22 protein-coding genes are annotated in these 26247 nt (G+C 55.6%); 5 read left to right on the forward strand and 17 right to left on the reverse strand.

Features of this window, described 5'->3' with window-relative positions; all coding sequences use genetic code 11:
- Position 1: 1 nt before the first annotated feature.
- From lpxC to ftsA, 3 genes are all read right to left on the reverse strand, one after another.
- Complete coding sequence (gene lpxC / locus AUQ42_RS12965) at positions 2-970, reverse strand: UDP-3-O-acyl-N-acetylglucosamine deacetylase (RefSeq protein ID WP_082817857.1); 969 nt, start codon at positions 968-970, stop codon at positions 2-4.
- A gap of 323 nt (positions 971-1293) precedes the next feature.
- Positions 1294-2952, reverse strand: coding sequence for a cell division protein FtsZ (gene ftsZ, locus AUQ42_RS12970; RefSeq protein WP_068519509.1), 1659 nt, complete (start codon positions 2950-2952; stop codon positions 1294-1296).
- A 513-nt stretch (positions 2953-3465) separates the two neighbouring features.
- The gene (ftsA, locus tag AUQ42_RS12975) at positions 3466-4782 is read right to left on the reverse strand and encodes a cell division protein FtsA (RefSeq protein ID WP_369813527.1); all 1317 of its coding nucleotides are present in this window, start codon (positions 4780-4782) and stop codon (positions 3466-3468) included.
- 249 nt (positions 4783-5031) lie between these two features.
- On the opposite strand from ftsA, the gene AUQ42_RS12980 reads away from it, so the two are divergent.
- The 5 genes from AUQ42_RS12980 to AUQ42_RS13000 all read left to right on the forward strand — a co-directional run bounded on the left by AUQ42_RS12980 (position 5032) and on the right by AUQ42_RS13000 (position 10338).
- Positions 5032-6291, forward strand: a complete 1260-nt coding sequence (locus AUQ42_RS12980) for an ABC transporter substrate-binding protein (RefSeq protein WP_101245711.1) — start codon at positions 5032-5034, stop codon at positions 6289-6291.
- Between the two features lie 71 nt (positions 6292-6362).
- On the forward strand, positions 6363-7256 hold the full coding sequence (locus AUQ42_RS12985; RefSeq protein WP_068519511.1) for a carbohydrate ABC transporter permease: 894 nt from the start codon (positions 6363-6365) through the stop codon (positions 7254-7256).
- A complete protein-coding gene (locus tag AUQ42_RS12990; protein WP_068519512.1) occupies positions 7256-8134 on the forward strand; it encodes a carbohydrate ABC transporter permease in 879 nt (292 codons plus the stop codon). The genes AUQ42_RS12985 and AUQ42_RS12990 overlap by 1 nt, the downstream gene beginning before the upstream one ends.
- Before the next feature lie 30 nt (positions 8135-8164).
- Positions 8165-9262, forward strand: coding sequence for an ABC transporter ATP-binding protein (locus tag AUQ42_RS12995; RefSeq protein ID WP_068519513.1), 1098 nt, complete (start codon positions 8165-8167; stop codon positions 9260-9262).
- A gap of 20 nt (positions 9263-9282) precedes the next feature.
- The gene (locus AUQ42_RS13000; protein ID WP_068519514.1) at positions 9283-10338 is read left to right on the forward strand and encodes a LacI family transcriptional regulator; all 1056 of its coding nucleotides are present in this window, start codon (positions 9283-9285) and stop codon (positions 10336-10338) included.
- A gap of 22 nt (positions 10339-10360) precedes the next feature.
- On the opposite strand, the gene AUQ42_RS13005 is transcribed toward AUQ42_RS13000, so the two are convergent.
- The 14 genes from AUQ42_RS13005 to AUQ42_RS13070 form a co-directional block, all read right to left on the reverse strand.
- Entirely contained in the window at positions 10361-11242 is an 882-nt protein-coding gene (locus tag AUQ42_RS13005; RefSeq protein WP_068519515.1) for a cell division protein FtsQ/DivIB, read from the reverse strand.
- Positions 11230-12144, reverse strand: a complete 915-nt coding sequence (locus AUQ42_RS13010; protein WP_068519516.1) for a D-alanine--D-alanine ligase — start codon at positions 12142-12144, stop codon at positions 11230-11232. The genes AUQ42_RS13005 and AUQ42_RS13010 overlap by 13 nt, the downstream gene beginning before the upstream one ends.
- The gene (gene murB / locus AUQ42_RS13015; protein WP_068519517.1) at positions 12141-13085 is read right to left on the reverse strand and encodes a UDP-N-acetylmuramate dehydrogenase; all 945 of its coding nucleotides are present in this window, start codon (positions 13083-13085) and stop codon (positions 12141-12143) included. The genes AUQ42_RS13010 and murB overlap by 4 nt, the downstream gene beginning before the upstream one ends.
- A gap of 7 nt (positions 13086-13092) precedes the next feature.
- A complete protein-coding gene (murC, locus tag AUQ42_RS13020) occupies positions 13093-14502 on the reverse strand; it encodes a UDP-N-acetylmuramate--L-alanine ligase (RefSeq protein WP_068519518.1) in 1410 nt (469 codons plus the stop codon).
- A gap of 11 nt (positions 14503-14513) precedes the next feature.
- Entirely contained in the window at positions 14514-15710 is a 1197-nt protein-coding gene (murG, locus tag AUQ42_RS13025; protein ID WP_068519519.1) for an undecaprenyldiphospho-muramoylpentapeptide beta-N-acetylglucosaminyltransferase, read from the reverse strand.
- 165 nt (positions 15711-15875) lie between these two features.
- Positions 15876-17015: a putative lipid II flippase FtsW gene (ftsW, locus tag AUQ42_RS13030; protein ID WP_068519520.1), complete on the reverse strand. Its 1140-nt coding sequence runs from the start codon at positions 17013-17015 to the stop codon at positions 15876-15878.
- Entirely contained in the window at positions 17012-18418 is a 1407-nt protein-coding gene (gene murD / locus AUQ42_RS13035) for a UDP-N-acetylmuramoyl-L-alanine--D-glutamate ligase (RefSeq protein WP_068519521.1), read from the reverse strand. Before murD ends, ftsW begins: the two co-directional genes overlap by 4 nt.
- A 12-nt stretch (positions 18419-18430) precedes the next feature.
- Positions 18431-19519, reverse strand: coding sequence for a phospho-N-acetylmuramoyl-pentapeptide-transferase (mraY, locus tag AUQ42_RS13040; RefSeq protein WP_068519522.1), 1089 nt, complete (start codon positions 19517-19519; stop codon positions 18431-18433).
- Positions 19520-19543: 24 nt separating this feature from the next.
- On the reverse strand, positions 19544-20974 hold the full coding sequence (murF, locus tag AUQ42_RS13045) for a UDP-N-acetylmuramoyl-tripeptide--D-alanyl-D-alanine ligase (protein WP_068519523.1): 1431 nt from the start codon (positions 20972-20974) through the stop codon (positions 19544-19546).
- Between the two features lie 59 nt (positions 20975-21033).
- On the reverse strand, positions 21034-22494 hold the full coding sequence (locus AUQ42_RS13050) for a UDP-N-acetylmuramoyl-L-alanyl-D-glutamate--2,6-diaminopimelate ligase (protein WP_082817858.1): 1461 nt from the start codon (positions 22492-22494) through the stop codon (positions 21034-21036).
- Positions 22481-24199: a penicillin-binding protein 2 gene (locus AUQ42_RS13055; protein WP_068519525.1), complete on the reverse strand. Its 1719-nt coding sequence runs from the start codon at positions 24197-24199 to the stop codon at positions 22481-22483. Before AUQ42_RS13055 ends, AUQ42_RS13050 begins: the two co-directional genes overlap by 14 nt.
- On the reverse strand, positions 24196-24624 hold the full coding sequence (locus AUQ42_RS13060; protein WP_068519526.1) for a hypothetical protein: 429 nt from the start codon (positions 24622-24624) through the stop codon (positions 24196-24198). The genes AUQ42_RS13055 and AUQ42_RS13060 overlap by 4 nt, the downstream gene beginning before the upstream one ends.
- The gene (rsmH, locus tag AUQ42_RS13065) at positions 24621-25607 is read right to left on the reverse strand and encodes a 16S rRNA (cytosine(1402)-N(4))-methyltransferase RsmH (RefSeq protein ID WP_068519527.1); all 987 of its coding nucleotides are present in this window, start codon (positions 25605-25607) and stop codon (positions 24621-24623) included. Before rsmH ends, AUQ42_RS13060 begins: the two co-directional genes overlap by 4 nt.
- Positions 25604-26107 carry a division/cell wall cluster transcriptional repressor MraZ gene (locus AUQ42_RS13070; RefSeq protein ID WP_068519528.1) on the reverse strand — a complete coding sequence of 168 codons (504 nt, stop codon included), beginning with the start codon at positions 26105-26107 and terminating at the stop codon, positions 25604-25606. Before AUQ42_RS13070 ends, rsmH begins: the two co-directional genes overlap by 4 nt.
- Positions 26108-26247: the final 140 nt, after the last annotated feature.

A 26247-nucleotide genomic window follows, 5' to 3' on the forward strand; every position in this document is an offset into this window, starting at 1 on the left:
CTTACGCAGTCGCCAGAACCGGTGCAGATGCACCATGCAGTGCTGATTTCGGCATCGGGACAACCTGATAGGCGCTTTCATCGGCCAGCAATGCCTGAAGCAGCAGGTTATTTACGTGGTGACCGGATTTATAGGCGGTTACCTTGCCCTGAAGCTGCAAGCCGGCCGTATAAAGATCGCCCAGCGCATCAAGGATCTTGTGGCGAACGAATTCGTCTTCGTAGCGCAGACCTTCTTCATTCATGACTTCGTCGCCCGACAGCACAACCGCATTGTCAAGCGAACCGCCACGGGCCAGACCGGCCGAACGCATGGCTTCGACTTCGTGAAGGAAGCCGAACGTGCGGGCACGTGCGATGTCGGCCACAAAAACACCGTCATCGAATTTGACATTCATGCGCTGGTTGGCAATGGCCTTGCTGGCGAAATCAATTTCGAAATCGATTTCAAAGCCGTGGGCCGGCTCAACACGTGCGGTGCAGCCGTTATATTCGACTTCAACTGCTTTGAGCACTTCGATGACCTGACGCGGGGCATTTTGTTCTTCGATGCCGACACAATCGATCAGGAAGTTGAACGGTGCGGAACTGCCATCCATAACCGGAACTTCGTCGGCATCGATATCGATCAGAACGTTATCAATGCGCGATCCGGCCAGGGCAGCCATCAGATGTTCGATGGTGCCGATCTTGATGCCACGGGATGCGTCGCCCAGGCAAGTGCACAGGCGGGTGTCGATCACGCCATCGTAACGTGCCGGGAACAACGGCTGGTCATCCAGATCCGTGCGGCGAAATACGATGCCATGATTAACCGGGGCAGGGTGCAGTGTGATGCGGATCTTGTGACCGGAATGCAGACCGACGCCCGCACAGCCGATGGACGCTTTAAGCGTGCGTTGACGCACGTAATCGTCACCAGAGACGCCTGTCTGCGCGATGGCAGCACTAAGGTCGGCGATGTTGTTCACAGGAACCCCCAAATCAGGTCAGTCAGGTTGCAATCAATCTTGGTCGAAGTCATTGGCAGGGCCGTAACCCTTACTTCGTTAGCTTCAGACACTACAGAGGTTGTGAAAATCACTCAAATCACTCTTTGTTACGCTTTGTAAATCATCGAAAATGGCGAAAATTACAAATAAAACAATGACTTGAATTTATATTTCTCTGTTCTAAAGAAACGATGTGAAACATTTCATTTCACAGGTGCCGGTCTTGGGCGTCAGATAAAATGGTCTGCCTATAAAAAAAGGGAAGGCCGAAGCCTTCCCTTTCATCGCGCGGAGTTTTGCCGTCAGTTCGCCTGACGACGAAGGAAGGCCGGAATTTCAAGAAGGTCATCAGACGCGCCTTGCGCCTTGCCCCGGGAAGCGGGCTCCTTCTTCATGACAGAAGCACTGTCTTCGCCAAGAGACATTTCAGTCTGACGCGGTGCCGGTGCCTGCGGTTGCGAGACTTTCGGCTCTGCGTGCTGATGCGGTTCCTTGACGGTTTTGTTCTTGCCAAACAGGCTGCTCAGAACCGAACGCGGAGAGGTTGCGTTCTGCGCATCGGCAGCTTCGAAGACGTCCGGGCTGTGATTGACCTGATCGGCTTCGCTTGGCGAAACGGCGCGCGGCGGGATAAAGGCCATGTCGCCGTTGCTGTTGGTTTTTTCCATCGGCTTGTTGGCGCGCAGAACCGGTTTCGGCTTCAGAACCGTCTGGCCCATTTCAATGGAACCGGTTTCCTGTGCTTCGGCCTGATGGCTCAGTTCCGGCTGCTGTGCGCTACCGGTCGCGGCAAAGCGTTCGGCCGGAATGTGATCGATGGATGCGCCACCGGCATAATCGCCACCGCCCGACTGGGGGGGTTCAGCAACGCTGGCTGCTGCGTTGGCAGCGCCATGCTGACCAAAGGACGGCATGGACGGCTTTTCAGCCGGCTGTGCTGCTTTGGGCTGTGCAACGGAGACGGTGGTCGGCTGCGGACGGCGTACTTCTTCGGCGTCGATGCCTGTGGCAACAACGGAAACACGCAGTGCACCTTCGATGGTCGGATCAAAGGTCGAACCAAAGATGATGTTGGCTTCCGAAGCAACTTCTTCGCGAATACGGTTTGCAGCTTCGTCAACTTCATACAGGGCCATATCCATGCCGCCGGTGATGTTGATCAGGACCGCACGTGCGCCCTTCATCGATGCATCTTCCAGAAGCGGGTTGGCAATGGCGGCTTCGGCTGCTTCAAGCGCACGTTTTTCGCCGGATGCTTCGCCGGTGCCCATCATCGCCTTGCCCATTTCGCTCATCACGGTGCGAATGTCGGCAAAGTCAAGGTTCACAAGACCCGGAACCATCATAAGGTCGGTAATCGAACGGACACCGTTGCGCAGAACATCGTCAGCCATCTGGAAGGCATCTGCGAAAGTGGTTTTTTCGTTTGCAACCCGGAACAGGTTCTGGTTCGGGATGATGATCAGGGTGTCGACATATTGCTGAAGCTGTTCGATGCCCTGTTCGGCAGTACGCATACGGCGCGTACCTTCGAAATGGAACGGTTTGGTAACGACACCAACGGTCAGAATGCCGGCTTCCTTGGCGGCACGTGCAATGACCGGGGCTGCACCGGTACCCGTACCACCGCCCATACCGGCGGTGATGAATACCATGTGGCTGCCTTCAAGCTGGGCCTGAATGTCTTCGATGGATTCTTCGGCGGCGGCACTACCGGCATCCGGTCGTGCGCCTGCACCAAGACCCTGGGTAATCTTGCGGCCAAGCTGCATCTTGCGCGTGGCTTTGCTTTGGGTCAGGGCCTGTGAGTCTGTGTTGGCAACGACAAAATCGCATCCTTCGAGTTCGGACGCGATCATGTTGTTAACGGCGTTGCCGCCCGCACCGCCGACACCGATAACGGTGATCTTCGGCTTTAGATTTTCTTCCGTTTCAGGGACGGAAAAATTGATTGTACTCATTGTTTGCTCTTCCTCTCCGCGCTTTAGAGCTGAGGGTCAGGACCTATTAATTTGGTTCGAATGGTCATTCGGATTAATGCGGAGACGCGGATCAAAACCGAAGGAAGATGAATATCTTTCAAGGTTTTGAGACAAAGTAGCCCGCGAAAATCCGATTGACCCGAAGGGCAGTGTTTATATTTACGAACTCCGGCGTCAAATCCCTTGCCCGGGGTGCCAACCCGCTCTGCGGGCTTTTCCTTGGATTTCGCAAATATAAACACTGCCATTCCAATCAAATTAATAGGTCCTGACCCTTAAGATCACACAAGCCTTCCCTTTGCTTATGCGTACCCGAAATGCATCGGGCACAAAGACCTCCGAGTCCGTTTTAGCGGGCAAAGAGTTATTGGCTTGTTAATGCGCGCGAAAGTTTTCGAAAAAATGCAGAAAAAAATGCACTTGTTTTTCGATTGCGCAGATTTCTGCGCCAGTCAGGGGTCTGCGCCAGTCAGGGGAAAGGGCCGCAGGAAACTAGAAGTTTTCCTTGAACCAGGCCCCGAGACGCCCCCAGCGACCGCCCGATTGATGGATCGATGCCATTGCTTCGCTAAGGGGGTCATTGCCTTGTTCAACCGCCCGCAGCAACAAGCCTGCGCAGGCCGAAAATGCCGGGCCGGCGGTTGCTTCTGCAAGGCCGGTCACCCCGTGCGGATGGGCAACGGATGCCGGACGTTCAAACATCTGGTTGGCGAGATCGGCAATGGCATTCAGCTGACTTGCGCCGCCGGTCAGGACAATGCTGCGTCCGCCGATTTGGGTCAGGCCGTGTTCTTCAAGCTGATCACGGATCAGCTCAAAGGTTTCTTCAAGGCGCGGCTTGATGATGTTGATCAGCATCGAGCGCGGCACATGGTTGAAGTTGTTTTCGTCTTCGTCACCAATGATCGGGACCGCAAGGATTTCCTGATCATCTGACGGTGATGTCAGCGCACTGCCATGCAGGGTCTTCATCCGTTCCGCGTGATTAAGCGACGTATTAAGGCCATAGGCAATATCGCGGGTGACATGCGCGCCACCAACCGGGATCGAGGCGGTATAGATCACCTGGCCACCATTGAATACGGCAACGCTTGTTGTGCCGGCACCCATGTCGATCACGGTTGCGCCAAGGTCACGCTGATCAGGGGTCAGTGCCGAAAGACCGGACGCCAGCGGTGTGACGACGGTTTCCTCGATCGCCAGATGGCAGCGTCCCAGAAGCGTATCAAGGTTGCGCAATGGCGCGGTCTGGGTGCGCACGAAATGCAGATCAAGACCAAGCGTCGATCCATACATGCCGCGCGGATCGTTCATCGTGCTGGCCCCGTCAAGCCGGAAGCCGAGCGGAACGGTGTGGATCAGTTCGTCACCGGCCTGACGCAGAAGGGCTTCTTTCTGGTCATTCAGTTTGCGGATCTCAAGATTGCCGATCGGGCGCGACCCCAATGGCAGTTCAACCGTGTGGGTTTCTGATTCCGGGCGACCACCCGACAGGTTCACAATGACCGATTCAATGGTCTGACCCGCCATTTTTTCAGCCGCATTGACCGCGGCCAGAACGACTTCCTGTGCAGCATCAAGATTGGCGATCGAACCGCTTTGAAGACCCTTGGACATGTTGTGTCCGATACCGATGATTTTCGGCGGATGGTCCTTTTCGCGTCGCGCAATGAAACAGCAGACCTTGGACGTTCCAATGTCCAAGGCCGCAATCAATCCTGATCTTGTCTTGCTGCGTGCCAATTTAATGCTCTGAATTATTCTAAAGTTATTGGAGGGAGGCGAACCTGCCCCAGGGTCATGACCCAAGTTATTAAGCCCGTTTTCCATCAAAAGCGGTTGCAATTTGGTTAAGGCAGCACCGAGTCTTCTGCATGTCACCATGCTTTTCACGGAAATGTCCGATTTTGCGATGCGATAGTGCCTCTATCTCAATCACGGGTTTCTCGGGCGGTTGATGTCATGCTGTACTGCAACGTTACAGGTGTAGCTTGACACTCAACTGTAACGTTGCAGTAATCAAGCGCCGAAACAATAACCGTACAGGGAGGAAGCAAAATGTTTCTTGGCAAGATGACGCGTGCCGGGCTTGGCATGATTGCGGCACTGGGGCTTTCCACCAGCATCGCATCCGCACAGGAAAGCGTGGAGGTTCTGCACTGGTGGACCGCCGGTGGCGAGGCAAAGGCGCTTCAGGTTCTGAAAAAGGATCTCGAAGGTCAGGGTGTTTCATGGAATGACATGCCGGTTGCAGGCGGTGGCGGGGAACAGGCAATGACTGTTTTGCGCGCGCGCGTGACATCGGGCAATGCACCGACAGCCGTTCAGATGCTGGGCTTTGATATCAAGGACTGGGCGGGCGAAGGTGTTCTGGCCAATCTTGATGAACTTGCCAGCAAGGAAGGCTGGGATGCGGTTGTTCCCGATGCGCTTAAGGGCTTTTCAAAATATGATGGTCACTGGATTGCTGCCCCGGTCAACGTGCATTCGACCAACTGGGTTTGGGCCAACAAGGCGATCTTTGACGAGCTTGGCCTGAAACAGCCGGGCAACTGGGATGAGCTGATTGCGGCCCTCGACAAGATCAAGGCTGCTGGCTACACCGCCGTTGCCCATGGTGGTCAGGCCTGGCAGGACGCGACCATCTTTGATGCGGTCGTCATGGCAACAGGCGGACCTGATTTCTATCAGGCATCGATGATCGACACCGATCCCGACGCACTTGGTTCCGACACCATGAAAACCGTGTTTGAACGCATGGCGAAGCTGCGCAGCTATGTGGATGACAATTTCTCGGGCCGTGACTGGAACCTTGCGACCGCGATGGTGATCAACAAGGAAGCCGGTGTTCAGTTCATGGGTGACTGGGCCAAGGGTGAATTCCTGAATGCGGGCAAGGTGCCCGATCAGGACTTTATGTGCTTCCGCTTCCCGGGAACGCAGGATGCCGTGACCTTCAACTCTGACCAGTTTGTCATGTTCAAGGTCGGTGAAGACCGTCAGGACGCCCAGATGAAACTGGCATCAGCAGTGATGTCGCCAACCTTCCAGTCGGCGTTCAACGTGGTCAAAGGATCGGTTCCGGCCCGTACCGACGTTCCCAATGATGCCTTTGATGCCTGTGGCAAAAAAGGCATGGCAGAACTGGCAGCAGCCAACAAAAAAGGAACGCTGTTCGGGTCCATGGCCCATGGTCACTCGGTCCCGGCCGGTGTCAAAAATGCCATGTATGACGTGATCACAGCCCACTTCAATGGCGAATACGATGCCGAGACCGCGGTCGAGGAACTCGTCAACGCCGTTGAGTCTGCACAGTAAGAATAAAAATGATCCTCGGCGGTCGGGTTTCCGACCGCCGAACCGAATTGCGGAAGTGCGGAGCATCATCAATGCAACACTCACTGCCCGGCAAGGCAGAAGCCACCCTGCGGGAAATCCTTCCGCGGCTGGTGCTGAGCCCCAGTCTGTTTTTAATCCTGTTATTTGTTTACGGTTTCATCCTTTATACCGGTTATCTGTCGCTGACCGACAGCCGGATGTTGCCATCCTATGATCTGCAAGGGCTTGATAACTACGCCCGCTTGTGGGGGCAACGTAACTGGATCACGGCCCTTCAGAATCTTGCGATTTTTGGCATTCTTTACATTCTGATTTGCTCTTTGCTGGGGCTTGTTCTTGCGATCTTTCTGGATCAGAAAATCCGGGGCGAGGGCATTTTGCGCCCGATCTATCTCTATCCGATGGCGCTGTCCTTTATTGTGACCGGGACAGCATGGAAATGGTTTCTTGATCCGGGACTTGGTCTTGAAAACACCATGCATCTGTGGGGATGGGAAAGCTTCACCTTTGACTGGATCAAGGATCGCAATATGGCGATCTATACCGTGGTGATTGCCGCGGTCTGGCAGTCATCGGGCTTTGTCATGGCGATGTTTCTTGCCGGATTGCGCGGGATCGACAGCGAAATCCTCAAGGCCGCGCAAATGGACGGTGCCGGTCGCTGGAGCCTGTATACCAGGATCATGATCCCGCAATTGCGTCCGGTGTTTTTGTCGGCTTTCGTGGTGTTGGCCCATCTGGCGATCAAGGCCTATGACCTTGTCATCGCGCTGACCAATGGCGGGCCGGGACGGGCGACCGAACTTCCGGCAACCTTTATGTATTCCTATACCTTTACCCGCAACCAGATGGGGGTTGGTGCATCATCTGCGGTCATCATGCTGGCAATGATCGCATCCATTATTGTGCCCTATCTGTATGCAGAACTCAGGGAGCGTCGGTAATGGCACATTCTTCGCAACCTGCATTTTCATCGGCTCGTTTGCTGCGCGCATGCCTTTATGCGGTCCTGATCCTGTTTGCGGTTTATTATCTTTTGCCGCTGTTTGTGATGCTGGTGAATTCCGTCAAGACGCTTGATGAAATTCGCGGCGGCAACATGATGGCATTCCCCGAGAACTTCACGTTCGAACCGTGGCTGACAGCCTGGTCCAGTGCACAGATCGGGGTCGAGCCAACCGGGCTTAGCCCATATTTCATCAACAGCATTTTGATGGTCGTGCCGGCGGTAACGATTTCGACCTTCCTTGGGGCGTTGAACGGGTATGTCCTGACCAAATGGCGGTTTCCCGGTGACAAGATTGTTTTCGGGCTGATGCTGTTTGCCTGCTTTATTCCGTTCCAGATCGTTCTGATCCCGATGGCGCGTGTGTTGGGCACCATCGGACTGGCCGGGACAACAAGTGGTTTGGTTCTGGTGCATGTGGTTTACGGGCTTGGATTTACCACGCTGTTTTTCCGCAACTATTATGCGGCTTTCCCGGACGAACTGATCAAGGCTGCCAAAATGGATGGTGCCGGGTTCTGGCGGACCTTTACCCGCATTCTGTTGCCAAGTTCTGGGCCGATCATCGTCGTGACCGTGATCTGGCAGTTCACCAATATCTGGAATGACTTCCTGTTTGGTGCGTCCTTTGCCGACTTTGATTCCATGCCGATGACCGTTGCGCTGAACAACCTTGTGTCATCATCGACCGGGGTCAAGGAATACAACGTTCACTTTGCCGGTGCGGTGCTTGCCGCCTTGCCAACCCTGATCGTCTATGTCGTTTCGGGCCGCTATTTCGTGCGCGGACTGATGGCAGGCGCGGTCAAGGGATAGGCCAAAAACAGAAAATTCAGGGGAATATCCATGTCATTTCTTCAGATCGACAAGGTGTGCAAAAGCTTCGGCCCGATAAATGTCCTGCGCGACATTTCAATCGATGTCGAGGAAGGCGGATTTCTGGTGCTGGTGGGCCCGTCGGGCTGTGGCAAGTCGACCTTGCTTAATACCATCGCGGGACTGGAAAAGCTGACCACCGGGGAAATCCGCATCGAAGGCAATGTGATTGATGATCTGGCACCCGCAGATCGTAACATCGCCATGGTGTTTCAAAGCTATGCGCTTTATCCGAATATGAATGTCGGACAGAACATCTCCTTTGGGCTTGAAATGCGCGGTATGCCCAAGGACGAACGCGACGCCAAGGTCGCTGAAGTCGCCAAGACGCTTCAGATCGAACATCTTTTGGATCGCAAACCCGCTCAGCTTTCCGGCGGGCAGCGCCAGCGCGTTGCCATGGGGCGCGCCTTGGTCCGTAATCCGAAACTGTTCCTGTTTGACGAGCCGTTATCAAACCTTGATGCCAAATTGCGCGTGGATATGCGGACCGAGATCAAGCGTATGCATCAGACTTTTGGCAGCACCATTGTCTATGTGACCCATGATCAGATCGAGGCCATGACACTGGGCACGCGTATCGCGGTTCTTAAAGACGGTATTGTTCAGCAATATGGAACACCTGCGGAAATCTATAATGATCCCAGCAACATGTTCGTTGCCGATTTCATGGGTAGTCCGGCCATGAACCTGATCCCGGCGACCGTGCGGGGCCATGCAATCGAGATGAGCCGTGCGGGGGATGATCCGCTTGTTCTGTCGTTCGACGCCCTGCCGGTTACGGTCAGTGCGCGCAACGGACAGGATGTGATTGTCGGCATCCGGCCCGAAGCCATAACCGATGCGGCCGGGCGCGGTGGCGAAAAATCCATTCAGGCAACCTGCCGTATCGACGTTGTCGAACCTGCGGGTGCGGATATCTATGCCATCACGACACTGGGCGGGAAAGAGGTCGTTACCCGCCTGCATCAGGACTGGTCCGGATCGGCCAATCAAGCAGCCGATTTGCTTTTCAATCTTGAAAAGATTGTGTTTTTTGATCCACAAAGCGGTGAACGGTTGCGTTAATTACGCGTTCAGCCCGGAGGTTGGGAAAACTGTCTGATCCATATCTGACCGGAAAGGGGGTAACATCCCCCCGGTCACGCCCCACACTTAAAACCATTGCCGAGATGACCGGGCTTGGGGTCACGACGGTATCGCGTGCGTTAAAGGATGCGCCCGATATCGGTGCAAAAACCAAGGAACGTGTCCGCAAGGTCGCCGACGCTGTTGGCTATCACCCTGATCGCGCCGGTGTAAGGCTGCGCACCGGCAAGACAAATGTCATCAGCCTGATCCTTGATCAGACCGACAAGGTGCCGGAATTCGCCCGGCGCATGATTGTCGGCATTTCAGAAGCCATTCGCGGCACGCCATATCATCTTGTGGTGACGCCGCAATCGCGTCTCGATGATCCGATGGATCCGGTGCGCTATATCCTTGAAACCCGGGCCGCGGATGGGGTGATCCTGACCCATATCCGGCCTGATGACGAACGGGTTCATGCCCTTAGACAAAGTGGGTTGCCCTTTGTCACCCATGGACGGTGCCAGACGATCCAGGATCATGCCTATCACGATTTTGATAACCGCGCCTTTTGCCGGATGGCGGCAGAACGCATGATCAAACGCGGGCGCAACCGTCTGGCGCTTTTGGCACCGCCGTCGGAATTTTCATATTATCAGGAAACATTGGCGGGCCTTGCGGAAATCGCCGAACCGGCCAACATCCCGTTCAGGGTCCTGCCCGGTGTCGATCTTGACAGCAGCATCGAAGTCCTGCGCCAGGCGGGCATGGCGCTTCGTCATCAGGAATATGTCCCGGACGGGATCATTTGCGGCAGTGAATTATGTGCCATGGCACTGATTGACGGCATGACGCAGTCCGGGCTTGAGGTTGGCAAGCATGCCGATGTCATCGCCAAGGAAACGTCGGATTTGCTTGATCTGACACGCCCGCGGATCGACAGTTTGCGCGAAGACCTGATTGTTGCCGGTCAGCAACTGGCTTCGCATCTTCTCGATGTGATCAACGGGGCGGAACCCGATACGCTGCAAACGCTTAGCGAACCGAAACCGGTTTGGCGCGTCAATCAGTCCTGATTGGTGATTTCAGGCGGTCGTTCTAGACCGCTCCCTCCTTCTTTGGGGGATTACGGCGCTTTTCCGCCGCCCCCGGTGTCAGACGTACAAAAGTACGATCGGGCAAACGCAAATCGACAATCAGGATGTCGCGTTCAAGAAGGTCATGTTCGCGATCAAGCATCTCAAGCCGTTGCCAGGCCTTGTCCATGTCATGCTCGGGCAAACGGATGAACATGCCGTTCGACAACTGAATATTCCAGCGACGATGACCGATGCGCTGTGCGCCGGTGACCTTGGCATAAAGATCCGGGATGCTTTGAATGGTCTGAAGCATTTCGGCGGCATGTTGCGGGGCATCGTCCCCGACCAGAACCGGCAGATCAAGATAATCCCCAAGTTCATAGTTCTGAAGCTGTTCACCGTCCCCATCAATCAGGACGTGACCGCGATCTTCGGTCTGCCACAGTGCAAGCGGCTTACGTTCAACAATCGATACGATCAGGGTATCGGGCAACTGGCGTTCAACCGTTGCGGTACGCACCCATGAAAGCTGCTCGATCCGTTCGCGCGCGGCATCAACGTCAAAGGTAATGATCGGCGTGCCCGGCTTTTGACCGATTGCCGCCAGAAGGGCGTTGGTATCGGTTTTTTCCCGGCCCGAAACTTCGATATTCTTGACCGTCATACCCAGTTCAGCAGACAGGCGGACACTTTCATCTTCGGCAATGGCAATCCATTTGTCTGCCTTGCCGGTATACCAAAGGGCTGCGGGAATGATTGTAATGACCCCGACAAAGCCCACCCACCACATGACACGCGCTACCTTTTTCAGGTTGGAGGCGATGCCATGCTTTTTATCAAGCTTTTCGCGACGTTCGCGTGCCTGTTCTTCAAGCGTGCCAACGGGGCCTAGCGTTCGCATGAAGCATCCTCCACCATCCATGCGACGATATCGGCAAAGCTCATGCCGTCATGGCGGGCCGCATCGGGAACAAGTGATGTCGGTGTCATGCCGGGCTGGGTATTGATTTCGAGGATGGCCAGCCGGTCCTGTTCCGGGTCATAGCGGAAATCTGCGCGCGCCACACCACGACAGCCCAGCGCACGGTAAGCCTGCTCGGCATGGCGTTGCAGACGGTCGCGAAGATCGCCGTGAATGTCGGCTGGAATGATGTGTTCGGACCCGCCCTGGGCGTATTTTGATTCAAAATCATAAAAGGCATGGTTGCCGGTCAGGATTTCGATGACTTCCATCGCCTTGCCATCCTTTACCGCAACCGTCATTTCGCGCCCGGCAATGAATTCTTCCTGCATGACGCCATCGCCATGAACCCAATCGCGCGCCAGCATGTTCTGTTCTTCTTCGGGGGTCAGAATGATTTCGACACCGACAGAAGACCCTTCGTTATTGGGTTTAAGAACATAGGGCGGCGGCAGTGCCTTGCCATTGGCGATGTCGCCCCGGCTTACCCAGACATGTCGCGCACAGGGGATTTCATATTCGGCAAACATCGCCTTGGCCGACATTTTGTCCATGGCAATGGCCGATGCCCTCACACCGGAATGGGTGTAGGGGATGTTCAGAATTTCAAGCAAACCCTGAACCGCGCCATCTTCGCCCCAGCGGCCATGCAGGGCATTGAAAATCACATCGGGTTTGGGATCGATTGCGGCGATCTGGTTGGCAAGGTCCCGGGTCGCATCGATTTCGGTGACCTGATACCCCTTTTCACGCAGGGCCTTGGCGCATTCGCGCCCGGATGACAGGGATACTTCGCGCTCTGCTGACCAACCGCCCAGAATGACAGCGACATGTTTGCTCATGCGTCTTTTCCTATGATCGAGTGGCCAAGGCGTTCGCCAATGCGCCGGATTTCCCAGCGCAGCTCAACGCCGCTATGTTCCTTAACCCGTTTGCGGACTTCATCGCCCAACTGTTCAAGATCAAGGGCGGTGGCATTGCCCGTATTGATCATGAAATTGCAATGTTGCTCGGACATTTGCGCCCCGCCGATAGTCAGTCCGCGACATCCCGCCGCATCAATGACTTCCCATGCGCGTTCGGGCACCGGGTTGGCAAAGGTCGATCCGCCCGTCCGCGACTTGATCGGCTGGGACCCGGCACGGGCCTGCTGGATTTCGTCCATACGTTTGGCAATTTCATCGGGATCGCCCGCTGTGCCGTGCAGGATGGCCGATGTGAAAATCCAGTCTTCGGGCAAATCGCAATGGCGGTATGACATCCCCATTTCATCGGGCGTCACCGTGTGTTTGATGCCCCTGCCGTCAATGGCGGTGGCGGAAATCAGAACATCCTTGATCTCGCTGCCATAAGCGCCGGCATTCATCCGAAGTGCCCCGCCGATGGTTCCCGGAATACCCGACAGGAATTCAAGTCCGGCGATCCCGGCCTGCTGGGCGACTTGCGCGACATTCAGATCAAGTGCACCGGCACCGACGTGCAGATCGCCATCCTTGATCACGGCATCGGTAAACGGGCGACCCAGGCGAACCACAACACCGCGAATACCGCCATCGCGCACCAAAAGGTTCGATCCCACTCCGATCACGGTAACTGGCATGTCATCGGGTTTGCCTTTCAGAAAATCGGCAAGATCGGCTTCATCGGCCGGGCGGAACATCACATCGGCCGGGCCGCCGACCTGAAACCAGGTGACTTTTGCCAGTTGCGCGCCTTCACGCAACTTGCCGCGAACCTTGGGCAGGCGATCGATCAGCGGTGTGTGGTGTCCCGGCGTGCTCATGGATGTCTCAGTTCTTCAGGGCTTCGAGTTGTGCGGGCAGGGCATTGGCCCATGCACTGATGGAACCGGCACCAAGACAGACGACAAGATCGCCCGGCTTGGCTTCGTTCCTGATGACTTCGGCGAGTTTGTCTGGGCCTTCAAGGGCACTGACATGGCGGTGGCCACGGTTGCGCAACCCTTCGACCAGGGCGTCACGTGATGCGCCTTCGATCGGGCTTTCGCCAGCTTCGTAAACATCGGCGACAATCACGCTGTCGGCATCGTTAAAGCAGGTGCAGAAATCTTCAAACAGGTCATGCAGGCGCGAATAGCGATGTGGTTGCACCACGGCAATAACATTGTTCTGCGTTGCTTGGCGGGCGGCTTTAAGGACCGCTTTGATTTCGACCGGGTGGTGGCCGTAATCGTCAATGATGGTGACGCCATCGACTTCACCGGTTTTGGTAAAGCGGCGCTTGACCCCGGTAAAGCCGTCAAAGGCGGAAACGATTTTGTCGTCCGGAATGCCAAGTTCAAGCGCAACCGTGATTGCCGCAAGCGAGTTCGATACGTTGTGATCGCCAACCATCGGCAGACGGACATCCTTGATCACGCGTTCTTCGCTATCGACACGTTCGCGAATGACGACGTCAAAGATGCTTTCGCCGATATTGGTGCGCACATTAACCGCGCGCACATCAGCCTGTGGCGAGAAGCCGAAGGTAAAGATACGGCGATCCGTAACCTTGCCAATCAGGGCCTGAACTTCGGGGTGGTCAATGCACAGAACGGCAAATCCATAGAACGGAATGTTCTGAACGAAGTTCTTGAAGGCTTCGCGCAGCTGATCGAAATCTTTCCAATGATCAAGATGTTCCGGATCGATATTGGTCACAACCGAAATGGTGGACGGTACTTTGACAAAGGTACCATCAGACTCATCGGCTTCAACCACCATCCAGTCGCCTTCGCCAAGGCGGGCGTTGGTGCCGTATGAATTGATGATCCCGCCATTGATCACGGTCGGATCAAGCCCGGCAGCATCAAGCATGGTCGCCACCAGCGAAGTGGTGGTGGTTTTGCCATGCGTGCCGCCAATCGCGATGGCTGCCTTAAGGCGCATCAGTTCGGCCAGCATTTCGGAACGGCGGACAACCGGGATCATTTCTGCGCGCGCGGCGACGACTTCGGGGTTGTTCGGTTTGACGGCGGTGGAAATGACAACCACCTTGGCATCTTCGACGTTGGACGCCTGATGACCGACAAAAACCGTGATGCCCAGATCACGCAGGCGCTGCACATTGGCATTGTCCGAAATATCCGATCCCTGAACCGAATAGCCCAGGTTGTGGAGAATTTCGGCAATGCCGGACATGCCGATGCCACCAATACCGACAAAGTGGATGGTGCCGATGTTGAGCGGCAGGGTATTCATTGCATGTCTCCTCATACCTTCTGGGGGTCTTTATTCATGTTCTCGTTATTCGGGCTTCCAGCCGGGTTCAGCCCCAGCATATCAAGCACCATATCGGCCAGCCGTTCGGCAGCATTGGCGCGACCGCTGCTTTTGGCGGCCTTTGCTGCGCGCGTCAAGGCCGCCGGATTGGTTAAAAGTTTCGCCAGTCGTTCGGATACCAGTTCGCTGGTAAAGCGATCCTGGGGCAGCAACCATGCGCCACCGGCATCCTCAACCTGCTGGGCATTAAAACGTTGATGATCATCAATGGCATGGGGCAGGGGAACCAGAAAACCCGGACGTCCCGCCGCAGTCAGTTCGGCTACTGTTGATGCCCCGGATCGTGCAATCACCAAATGGCAGTCGCGCAATTTTTCGGGAATATCGTTGATGAAGGACGCAAGGGTCACATCAATCAATGATCCCTCATAGGTCGCGCGAACGGCATCGATATCTTCTTCGCGGGCCTGCTGGGTGACGTGAAGACGTTTGCGAATGTCTTCTGGCAGGCTGACCAACGCATTTGGCAGCACCTTGGACAGAATGCGTGCCCCTTGCGAACCGCCAGTGATCAAAAGGCGGATCGGGCCATCGGCCGTAGGTGCCTCATACTCACTCGCGGCAAGGGCTGCGACTTCGGCGCGCACCGGATTGCCGGTCCAGATGACCTTGCCTTCATCGCCCGGCGCAATCATCGTGACTTTGGCAAAGGATGTGGCAATGCGTTCTGCATGGCTGGCAACCAGTCGGTTTGCCCGACCCAGAACCGCATTCTGTTCATGAATGGCATAGGGAATGCCAAGCCATTTTGCCGAAATGGTTGCCGGGATCGATGCATATCCGCCAAAGCCGATCACGGCGGCCGGTTTTGCCTTTTTGATCAGGGATCGTGCCTTTAACGTGCCAAGGCCAAGACGAAATGCGCCGGTCAGACGACCCTTGATGCCTTTACCGGCAATGCCACCGGCTGGCAGGATGACGGTTTCGACACCTTCAACACCCTCGGTATAGCGGGCCGCACGGGCATCTGTGAAAAACAGAACCTTGGCACCACGTCGAACCAGTGATCTGGACAAGGCAACAGCAGGGAACATATGTCCGCCGGTTCCGCCAGACGTGACGGCAATCACCTGACCCGCAAGCGGTGTGTCAGTGGCCGAAATATCAAGTTTGGTGAAGTCAGTCATCTTGTCCACATGTGAAACGACGTCGCATCGGGATGATCCCGCACAGTTACCCCATCAGAACCCGACAAAGGTTAATATCCCTTCAAACCGGGTACGGAATAAGGTCGGATTTTGTCGTTTTGATGCAGAAAATTCAGGTCAGGCAAAACATCCTGAAAACAGGTGTTATTCGCCCGGACGTTTACGCGTAAGCGCAAGAACAAATCCCATGCCGATCGCAATGCCGATGGTGGCCGACCCGCCATAGGAAACGAATGGCAGGGTCATGCCCTTTGGCGGGACCAGTTGCAGGGTGGAGGCCATGTTAATGACCGCCTGCAAACCGAACTGAACCAGAATGCCGGTCACGGCCAGAACCACAAACAGGTTGCGTTCCCCCATCAACCGCGAAAGGCCGCGCATGATGATAAAGGTAAAGACACCGACCACCAGCACACAGAACAGCAATCCGAATTCTTCACCGGCCACGGCAAAGATAAAGTCGGAATGGGCATCAGGGATGGAGTTCTTGACCCAGCCTTCGCCGGGACCGCGACCCATGATACCGCCACTCATGAAGGCTTCCATCGATCGTTCGATCTGATAGTTGTCACCAGATGCCGGATCAAGGAAGCGGTCGACACGGGACTGAACGTGGGGCAGGATCAAATAGGCACTGACCGCAAGGCCAACCGCACCCAATCCAAGACAGAACACCAGAATGATCGGAAGTCCGGCCAGGAAGATCTGTACCGACCAGATGGACGTGACAACGACGGTCTGGCCAAAGTCCGGCTGGATCATCAAAAGAAAGATGCAAACCGCCAGCATCAGGCAACTGACGATATAACCCGGGAAGTTCGGGTTCAGCCGACCTTCGGCAAACATCCATGCGACAACCACCGCAAAGGCCGGTTTCAGGAATTCCGATGGTTGCAGGTTGATGCCCGCAACGTTGATCCAGCGCACCGCACCCTTGATGTCCGATCCGATGAAGGGGGTAATGATCAAAAGGAAAATCACGCCCAAAAACATGATTGATGCCAGGCGTCGCACCCATTTCACGGGCAAAAGCGATATGCCGAACATGCATCCGGCCGCCATGCCCAGAAATACGAACTGACGGGTGACAAAGTGGAAGCTGTCAACATTGATGCGATCGGCCACCGGCGGACTTGCCGACATGACCAGAAGCGCACCGATGCCCATCAGAAGAATGATTGCCGCCAGCAGCCAGCGATCGACCGTCCACCACCAGATGCCCAGAACAGACGTATCGGCACGTGAAAAGGCGATATTGGTGTTATTGCCAAACAAGGATTTCATGCGCGTGCCTTCCCGTTTGTGCCGGCATTTGCCAGGCGGGAATACAAATCGCGGAAGGCATCGCCGCGTGCCTCAAAACTTTTGAACTGATCAAACGATGCGCAGGCCGGGGTCAACATGACAACCGGTGCATCCTCACCGTCCGATCTGGCATCTTCAAAGGCGGCTTTGGTCGCGACATCAAGAGTTTTGCATTTCTCCCATGGCAGATCGTCGCCAAGGGTCCGGGCAAAGGCATCTTCTGCCTCGCCGATCAGATAGGCCTTCTTGATGTGGGGATAGAATTCCTCAAGCCCGGCGATGCCGCCTTCCTTGGGTTTGCCGCCAACAATCCAGTAGATGTTCTGATAGGCCGAAAGCGCCTTTGCCGATGCTTCGGCATTGGTGGCCTTGCTGTCATTGACGAAAATGACATTATCAATCGTACCCAGCCGTTCCTGCCGGTGGGCAAGGCCCGGAAATGTCATGATCCCGTCAATGATGCGGGTGGCATCGACGCCGCGCGCCCGGCACAGGCCATAGGCAAAGGCGATGTTTTGCCAGTTATGTTTGCCCGGCATGTGGGTTACGGTCACAAGATCAAGGATCGGCGTTTTGGCACCGCTAAGATCATCAATCAGCCAGCCCTTTTCATCGACATAAATGCCGTGATCGACCGGGGATTTGACCGATACTTCGATAATGTGACGTCCGCCTTCGCGGGCCAGTTCAACCGCCATCTTGGCACAAGGTTCATCATCAACCGAAATGATCGCCCATTTCGGACCCTTGTTACGCGCAAAGATCTGGCGTTTCGCCCCGATATAGCCATCCATTCCGCCATGACGGTCAAGATGATCCGGGGTGATGTTCAACAGCGCACAGGCATCAAAGGCCGCATGTTCAAGAAGGTCAAGCTGATAGGATGACAGTTCAAGAACAAGGCAATCATCGGCTGTTGACGGTTCAAGGCCAAGGGCCGCATTGCCAAGATTGCCACCCGCCTGGGTTTTGATCCCGGCCTGTGCAATGATATGGGCGGTCAGGGCGGTGGTGGTTGACTTGCCATTGGTGCCAGTGATCGCCAGTGTCGGAACATCGGGCTGTGCGGTGCACAGAAGTTCGACATCGCAAATGATCGGCTTGCCCGCCCGACGTGCCTTTTCGGCGGCCGGATGCGGGGTCGGGAAGGTGGATGGGATGCCCGGGCTGATCACCAGCATATCGGGTTCGGTCCAGTCACATTCCGCCAGATTGATCGGGGCAAGGCCCAGTGGTTCGATCTGTTCGCGGCCCGCGGGATTGTCATCCCACGCCCAGACGACGGCACCGGAATTGATCAATGCCTTTACGCTGGCAAGGCCGGATTTCCCGAGCCCCAGGACCGCAATGGTTTTGCCGCGCAGATGCGAAAGATCAATCACGATAGGACGTCCTTACCGGAGTTTCAAAGTAGCAAGACCAACCAGCGCCAGAATGACTGCGATGATCCAGAACCGGATCACGATGGTCGGTTCCTGCCAGCCTTTTTTCTCGAAATGGTGATGAAGCGGAGCCATGCGGAAAACGCGTTTCCCGGTCAGTTTGAACGATCCCACCTGAATGATCACAGACAGGGTCTCAAGAACAAACAGGCCGCCAATAATCGCCAGAACAAGTTCATGTTTGGTCACAACCGAAACAGCACCCAGGGCACCGCCAAGGGCAAGCGATCCGGTATCCCCCATAAACACCATCGCCGGCGGGGCATTGTACCAAAGGAAACCAAGACCGGCCCCAACCAGGGCGCCAAGGAAGATGGTAAGCTCGCCCGATCCGGCGACATAATGAACCTGAAGATATTCGGCAAACTGCACGTTGCCGATCAGATAGGTGATCAGCGCGAAACTGGCAGCGGCAATCATCACCGGAACGATCGCAAGACCGTCAAGACCGTCCGTCAGGTTGACCGAGTTCGACGCGCCGACCATGACAAACATGGCAAACGGAATAAAGAACCAGCCAAGATCAAGCAGGAAGTTCTTAAAGAACGGGAAGGCAAGGGCGGTCGAAAGCGGATCAGCGGTATTGTAGGAAATCCACCAGGCAGCAAGGGCCGCGATCGAAAACTGCCCCAGCAGTTTGAGCTTGCCCGGAAGGCCTTTGGTGTTTTTCTTGGAAACTTTAAGATAGTCATCAAGGAAACCGAGGAAACCGTACCCGATGGTGACGAGAAGAACCGCCCAGACATAGGGGTTTTTCAAATCCGCCCACAGCAGGGTCGCAATCGATGTCGACAGCAACAGCAAAAGCCCGCCCATGGTCGGCGTGCCCTTTTTGGTCAGAAGATGGCTTTCGGGGCCGTCTTCACGGATCGGCTGGCCTTCGCTTTGTTTGGAACGCAACCAGTTGATCAGATGGGGGCCAATTACAAAGGCAAGGATAAGCGACGTAATGATCGCACCGCCCGTCCGGAAGGTAATGTACCGAAACAGGTTCAATACCGGCATCTGATCAGACAGTTGATAAAGCAGATTATAGAGCATTGCTCTTGTCGTTCCTTCTGCGACTTAATTCTGTGTTTCTGCGGGGCTATCCACCACGCCACAGGATTTTAGGGCCGATACAATTTTCGAAACGTAAATACCAAGCGATCCTTTGACCAAAACCACGTCTCCGGACCGCAAATCGGCCTTTATCGGTTCAATCGCGTCTTCGGCGGTATCAAAGTGACCGGCATTTTTGTCTTCAGGCAAGGTCTTGTCGAGTTCAGCCATCAGCGGACCGACACAATAAACCCGATCAATTTCAAGCGCGGTTAGCGGCTGATGCAAATCGGCATGCAGGCGAACAGCATCGTCGCCGAGTTCGCGCATATCGCCCAGAATGGCAATCTTGCGACCACCATCGCCCGGTTTGGTTTGCGACAGAACCTTGATCCCGGCCATCATTGATGTTGGATTGGCATTGTATGCATCATCAATCAGGGTAAAGGTGCCTTCGCCTGACGGGACCTTGACGGTCGAGATTTCACCGCGCCCAGCCGGCGGGGTCACATCGGCCAGATCCTGTGCTGCGCGCAGCGGATCGGCCCCGATTGCATCAACACAACCAAGAACCGCCAGCGAATTCAAAACCCAGTGTTCGCCGGGGCACCCGATGAAATATTCAAGATCCCGGCCACCGATACGGGCGCGCACAGCACTGCCATCGGTGACAATGTTGGCTTCAAACAGGCGGTAATTGGCCATCGCATCGGTGCCAAAGCACTTGATATTGCCAAGGCCCAGTTCCTTGGCGCGCCGTGCCAGGGCAAAGTAATGCATGTTGTCACGGTTCAGAATGACCGCACCATCGGATTCAAGACCGTCGAAAATCTCGGCCTTGGCCATGGCGATTTCGGCTTCGTCCTTGAAGAATTCGGTATGCGCGCCAACCACGGTGGTAATCAGGGCGACCGATGGTTTGACCATCTTGACCAGCGGGCTGATTTCACCCGGATGGTTCATGCCGATTTCAAAAACACCATATTGCGCATCGACCGGAAGGGTCGCCAGACTGATCGGAACGCCCCAGTGGTTGTTGAAACTTGCCGGGCTGGCGTGGGTTTTACCTTGCTGGGACAAAACATATTTAAGGGCTTCCTTGGTGCCGGTCTTGCCGACACTGCCGGTAATCGCAACGATTTTTGCCGAACTGCGCTCACGACCTGCAAGGCCAAGGCGCACAAGCGCATCCATCGTGTCATCAACCAGAAGAACCTTGTCGCTATTGGTGATACCGTTGGTATCAGAAACCATGACGGCACTGGCACCGGCATCAATGGCGGCCTGTGCAAATTTGTGTCCGTCGAAATTCGGGCCTTTAAGTGCGATGAAAAGATCGCCTTTACTGACTTTTCGGCTGTCTATAGAGATCCCGGTAACCGACCAGTTGCCGGTCGTTTTGCCACCGGTTGCGGTTTCGGCATCCTTTGCCGTCCATAAAACAGCCTTTGTCATAACGTCACTTTCATTTCACTCAGGCCGTTACGGCCTGCGCGCCGTAACGGGAATTCAGGTCAATTGCCGCCTGCAAGGATGCTGCGGGCAACAGATGCATCGTCAAACGGAAGAACCGTATCACCGACAATTTGGCCTCTTTCATGGCCTTTTCCGGCGATAATAAGGACATCGTTGCGTTGCAGGATGCCAATGCCGCGTTTGATGGCCTCTGCCCGGTCGGCAATTTCCACCGCACCTTCGCATTTTGTCTTGATTGCCGCACGAATAAGGGCCGGATCTTCGCTGCGCGGGTTGTCATCGGTGATGATGGCGATATCGGCAAAGTCATGAGCAACGGCACCCATCAACGGACGTTTGCCGGTGTCGCGGTCTCCGCCGGCACCAAATACACAAACGATGCGGCCTTTGCAATGCGGGCGCACAGCCTTGATCACGGTTTCAAGCGCATCAGGCGTATGGGCGTAATCGACAAATACCGGTGCGCCAAAACTTGTCTTGCCCACCAGTTCCAGACGACCACGGACACCTTCAAGTTTTTCAAGGGCCAGTACAGCCTGATCAAGATCGGCACCCGATGCCACAACAATCGAAAGGGCCGCAAGGGCGTTCATCACCTGGAAGCTGCCCATCAGGGGAAGATGAATGCTGTATTCACCCTTGTTGGCCAGAAGCGTGATTTTGGTGCCAGTGCTGTCCGGGGTTGCCTTGACCAGTTTGATGTCATCGGCATTCTGCCCGTAAGACAGAATGTTCACGCCGCGCTTTTCACACATCTTTTTCAACAGCGCGAACTGTTCGACATCGGCATTCAGAACGGCAGTGCCGTCCGCCACCAGAAGGTCGGAAAACAGGCGTGCCTTGGCGGCAAAGTATTTTTCGAACGTGCCGTGATAATCAAGATGATCACGCGACAGGTTGGTAAAGGCCGCCACCGTGACCTTGACCCCGTCAAGACGATACTGGTCAAGCCCGTGCGAACTTGCTTCCATCGCGACATGGGTGACGCCGATGCCGCACATTTCATCAAGACTTTGGTGCAGGGCAACCGGGTCGGGCGTGGTCAGTGATCCGGGGATCTTGGCGCCGGCGGCACGAATGCCAAGGGTGCCGATGGATCCCGACATATTGCCAAGGATCGTCCACAGCTGTTCGGTAAAGATCGCCGTGGATGTTTTGCCATTGGTTCCGGTGATCGCCGCAATATTTGCCGGCTGCTTGCCATAAAAGCGCGCGGCAAGCTGGGCATAGCGTTTGCGCGGATTTTCAACCGGAATAAGGGGAACTGTCGCGGCCGTCGGTCTTGGCGTGCCGTCCTTTGCCAGGATAGCGGCAGCCCCAAGTTTGATCGCATCAGCAATATATTTGGAACCGTCGTCGCGGGCACCGGACAGGGCGGCAAACATATAGCCATCCTTCACGGTGCGTGAGTCTGCTGTCAGGCCCGTGATATTCGGGTCCTGTCCTTGGGCATGTTTCAATGCCGCCTGATCACCTGCCATGAGCTCAGAAAGACGCAAGTTTGCGTTCCCCCTTGCGAAGTTCGATCTGCAGCGCTTGCTCGATCTCCGGCGCCTTCGCATTCGCCGGTTCAATGCCCAAAAGGGGAGCAATACGTGTCACAACCTTGCCAACCGCAGGGGCGGACACCCAACCTGCTGTGGCAAATCCATAAGTTTCTTTGGTGCCTTTGGGCTCGTCCAGCGTCACCAGAACCACATATTTCGGGTCCTGCATCGGGAAGGCGGCGACAAAGGTCGACATGCGGGCGTTCTTGACATAGCGCCCGTTCACTAGTTTTTCCGAGGTGCCGGTCTTCCCGCCAAGGAAGTAGCCGGCAACTTCGGCCTTTTTGCCCGAACCTTCGGTGACAACCAGTCGCATCAGACGACGCAGCTGTTCCGAAGTTTTCTGGGAAAACACACGTTCGCCGGCCGGTGCGCCATCCTGTTTGAGGATCGTGGACGGGCGGCGGATACCACCATTGACGATGGTTGAAATGCCATTGACGACCTGAAGCGGGGTGACAGCCAAACCATGACCGAACGAAATCGTCATGGTGTTCACTTCGCGCCACGGATTGGGCACAAGCGGCCCGCCGACTTCGGGAAGCTCGATTTCCGGTTTGTCGAGCATGCCAAGCTTTTTCAGGTATTTTTTCTGGTTCTCGCCGCCGAAGGCCATCGCCATGCGCGCCGATCCGATGTTGGAACTGTGGACCAGAATTTCCGGTACCGTCAGCCAGCGGTTTTCAGCGTGGTAATCGCGGATCGAGAAACGCGCAATCCGCAGCGGTTCGGTCGCATCGTAAACCGAATTGAGTGTGGATGTGCCGGTTTCAAGGGCGATGGCGGTGTTAAACAGTTTGAACACCGACCCCATTTCGTAAACGCCAAGGGTCGACCGGTTGAACCGTGCATCTGCCGGGGCCTGACCCGGGCGATGGGGATCAAAATTCGGAAGCGATGTCATCGCAATGACTTCACCGGTATAGACATCCATGACAAGACCCGCAGCGCCCACCGCGCTATAGGTCTCCATCGCGTTTTCGACTTCTTCTTCGAGTGCGAATTGCACACGGGTATCAAGCGACAGCTGAAGCGGGCCGTTATTGATGCGCAACTCGTTATCGAATTCGCGTTCGGCGCCAGCAATGCCGTTATTGTCGATGTCGGTAAAGCCAAGCACGTGCGAGAACAGCCGCCCATGCGGATACACCCGGCGTTCCTCGCGCTGGAAATTCAGGCCGGGAATGCCAAGCGAGTTGACTTCATATTGCTGCTCAGGCGTCAGGTTGCGACGCAGCCATACGAATGCCTTGCGCGAGCTCAGATGCCGGATCAAGGTGTCACGATCAAGATCGGGCAAAACCGTCAGCAAAAGATCGGCAGACTCAACCGGGTCCTTGACCACGCGGGCATCGGCATAAAGCGAGTTGGTCGGAAGATCGGTGGCAAGCAACAGGCCGTTGCGATCAATGATGTCGGCGCGTTCGGTTTTAAGTTCGCGCGCATCGGTACCCGATGCCACAGCCGGTTCGTTGCCCTGGCGCAAGACCGATGCGTCTACCAGACCATAGGTGATCCAGCAAAAACCGATGATGAACATCGCGCCGGTGATGAAAATACGGTTGCGGGCCGTTTCAAGTGCAAGACGTTCACGCTGATCCGGCCCCAGTTCCGGACGGTCACCACGCAGCCAGTATGAGAAACGGGTAAAGCTCATTGCGCACCCCCGGTCTCGCCGACTGATGGCGCGTCCACAATCATGGTTTCGGCAGCCTCGGCATAGGCGTGATCGCCCGGACGCGGACGGGGTACAGGCATGAAGGCAACCGCTTCGCCGAACTTGTCGATGCGGTATTGATGCATGTCGGAATCTTCGGGCAGATCATCGATGCTGGCCATTTGCAGCACTTCGATCTGGGCCAGGCTAAGATATTCGCGCGAAAGCTTTTCGATCCGTTCCGGATTGTTCAGGTAGCTCCATTCCGCTTCAAGCACGTGGATGCTTTCCTGTTCGGCCAGAATGTCGGACTGGATTTCCGCATAATGCTTTTCGAGGCGTTCGACTTCGTGGCTGACCCAATAGGTGCCAGCGCCAATCAAAATGGTCAGGAACAGGCCGATAATCGTCACCGCACGGGTCATTTCGGACCTCCGTGCTTGTTGGCTGGCTGATCATTGCGGGCAACAGCGCGCAGCTTTGCCGACCGGGCGCGCGGGTTGGCACGAATTTCGTCTTTTTGGCCGGTCACCGCCTTACGGGTGATGGTCGTAAACGTCGGTGTGGCGACTTCCGGCTCACCGGGCAGGCGGCGCGACATTTTCTTGGGATCGCCCGAACGCGCCTTCATGAATGTTTTGACCAGGCGGTCTTCGAGCGAATGGAACGTCACAACCACCAAACGTCCGCCCGGCTTTAATAGTGTTTCGGCCGCATCCATCGCACGTTCAAGTTCGCCAAGTTCGTCATTCACATAGATGCGCAATGCCTGGAACGTGCGGGTGGCCGGGTCAATGCCGTCCTTGGATTTGCGCACGACCGAGCGCACAGCACGGGCAAGCTGTGATGTGGTTGTAAACGGCTCATCTGCGCGCATCTCAATGATCTTGCGGGCAACCTTACGCGATGCCCGTTCCTCGCCATAACGATAGATGACATTGGCAATGTCTTCTTCTTCGGCGGTATTGACGAAATCGGCCGCAGTGGGGCCAGACATCGACATGCGCATATCTAGCGGACCGTCTTCGCGGAATGAAAAGCCGCGATCGGCCTGATCAAGCTGCATTGACGACACGCCGATATCGAGAACAATACCATCGACCTGTTCGGGGCCGGCGGCCGGGATCAGGCGACCCATATCGCCAAAGCATCCTTCGACCATGTGGAAACGGCCGTCATATTCGGCTTCAAGTTTCCGGCCGGTTGCAACCGCACTCGGGTCGCGATCAATGCCATAAAGCTCGCATTTCGCGGAATCAAGAATGGCGCGGGAGTAACCGCCTGCGCCAAAGGTGCCATCGACCATGATTTCGCCGTCACATGGTGCAAGAGCGTCAAGCACCTCGCGAAGCAGGACCGGCTTGTGCGGGCGATCTTCGGTGGCGAAACGGATGTCCTTGTCGCTCATGATGCGTCCTCCTCGTTCGGGGTGCCGGGACGTGCACCTTTGGGGAGTTCGTTCATCGGTTTGAGCTTGAGCGTCGCACCACGATTAAGCGTGCGGGTCCGGCTGGCTTCTTGCAGGGGCTTGAAGATGTCCGGGTTCCACAGGCGGAAGGTGCGACCACGGCCGACAAAGGCGACCTGATCTTCAATACGGGCAAATTCGATCAATTCAGCGGGCAGAATGATACGACCTTCGCCGTCATAAGGAAGCATATGCGAGGAGCCAAGGATGGTGTCTGCCAGATCGTCTGCCTCGTCAGAGAACATATCAAGTTCATCAAGCGACGCGGCGATGCGCTCCATGTGGCTGTGGCTGCAGCCTTCGAGCGCGCATTCCTTGTGGGATTGATACAGGTAGATACCGGCGAATTCTTCCATCTCAAGGGCCGCACGGAACCGTTTGGGGACGGATACGCGTCCCTTCCGGTCCAGCTTGTGAATGTGCGTCCCTGTGAACAGCACTTCGCCATTCCCCTGATCAAAAGTCCGATTTCAAAGTTCGACGTGAACAGGTCCGCCTCAACGGCCGGTCGATGTTTGAAATGGATATGCCCCGCATGGCACAGAATTTGTGCCTGCTTATGGGGTATCATGGGAAATGA

The organism is Thalassospira sp. MCCC 1A02491, assembly GCF_001613785.1.
GTDB lineage: Bacteria > Pseudomonadota > Alphaproteobacteria > Rhodospirillales > Thalassospiraceae > Thalassospira > Thalassospira povalilytica.

Excerpts from the sequence above, each read along its gene's own strand:
- ftsZ (WP_068519509.1), bottom strand. The coding sequence starts at position 2,952 with ATGAGTACAATCAATTTTTCCGTCCCTGAAACGGAAGAAAATCTAAAG.
- AUQ42_RS12980 (WP_101245711.1), top strand. The coding sequence starts at position 5,032 with ATGTTTCTTGGCAAGATGACGCGTGCCGGGCTTGGCATGATTGCGGCA.
- AUQ42_RS12985 (WP_068519511.1), top strand. The coding sequence starts at position 6,363 with ATGCAACACTCACTGCCCGGCAAGGCAGAAGCCACCCTGCGGGAAATC.
- AUQ42_RS12990 (WP_068519512.1), top strand. The coding sequence starts at position 7,256 with ATGGCACATTCTTCGCAACCTGCATTTTCATCGGCTCGTTTGCTGCGC.
- AUQ42_RS12995 (WP_068519513.1), top strand. The coding sequence starts at position 8,165 with ATGTCATTTCTTCAGATCGACAAGGTGTGCAAAAGCTTCGGCCCGATA.
- AUQ42_RS13005 (WP_068519515.1), bottom strand. The coding sequence starts at position 11,242 with ATGCGAACGCTAGGCCCCGTTGGCACGCTTGAAGAACAGGCACGCGAA.
- AUQ42_RS13010 (WP_068519516.1), bottom strand. The coding sequence starts at position 12,144 with ATGAGCAAACATGTCGCTGTCATTCTGGGCGGTTGGTCAGCAGAGCGC.
- murB (WP_068519517.1), bottom strand. The coding sequence starts at position 13,085 with ATGAGCACGCCGGGACACCACACACCGCTGATCGATCGCCTGCCCAAG.
- murC (WP_068519518.1), bottom strand. The coding sequence starts at position 14,502 with ATGAATACCCTGCCGCTCAACATCGGCACCATCCACTTTGTCGGTATT.
- murG (WP_068519519.1), bottom strand. The coding sequence starts at position 15,710 with ATGACTGACTTCACCAAACTTGATATTTCGGCCACTGACACACCGCTT.
- ftsW (WP_068519520.1), bottom strand. The coding sequence starts at position 17,015 with ATGAAATCCTTGTTTGGCAATAACACCAATATCGCCTTTTCACGTGCC.
- mraY (WP_068519522.1), bottom strand. The coding sequence starts at position 19,519 with ATGCTCTATAATCTGCTTTATCAACTGTCTGATCAGATGCCGGTATTG.
- murF (WP_068519523.1), bottom strand. The coding sequence starts at position 20,974 with ATGACAAAGGCTGTTTTATGGACGGCAAAGGATGCCGAAACCGCAACC.
- AUQ42_RS13055 (WP_068519525.1), bottom strand. The coding sequence starts at position 24,199 with ATGAGCTTTACCCGTTTCTCATACTGGCTGCGTGGTGACCGTCCGGAA.
- AUQ42_RS13060 (WP_068519526.1), bottom strand. The coding sequence starts at position 24,624 with ATGACCCGTGCGGTGACGATTATCGGCCTGTTCCTGACCATTTTGATT.
- rsmH (WP_068519527.1), bottom strand. The coding sequence starts at position 25,607 with ATGAGCGACAAGGACATCCGTTTCGCCACCGAAGATCGCCCGCACAAG.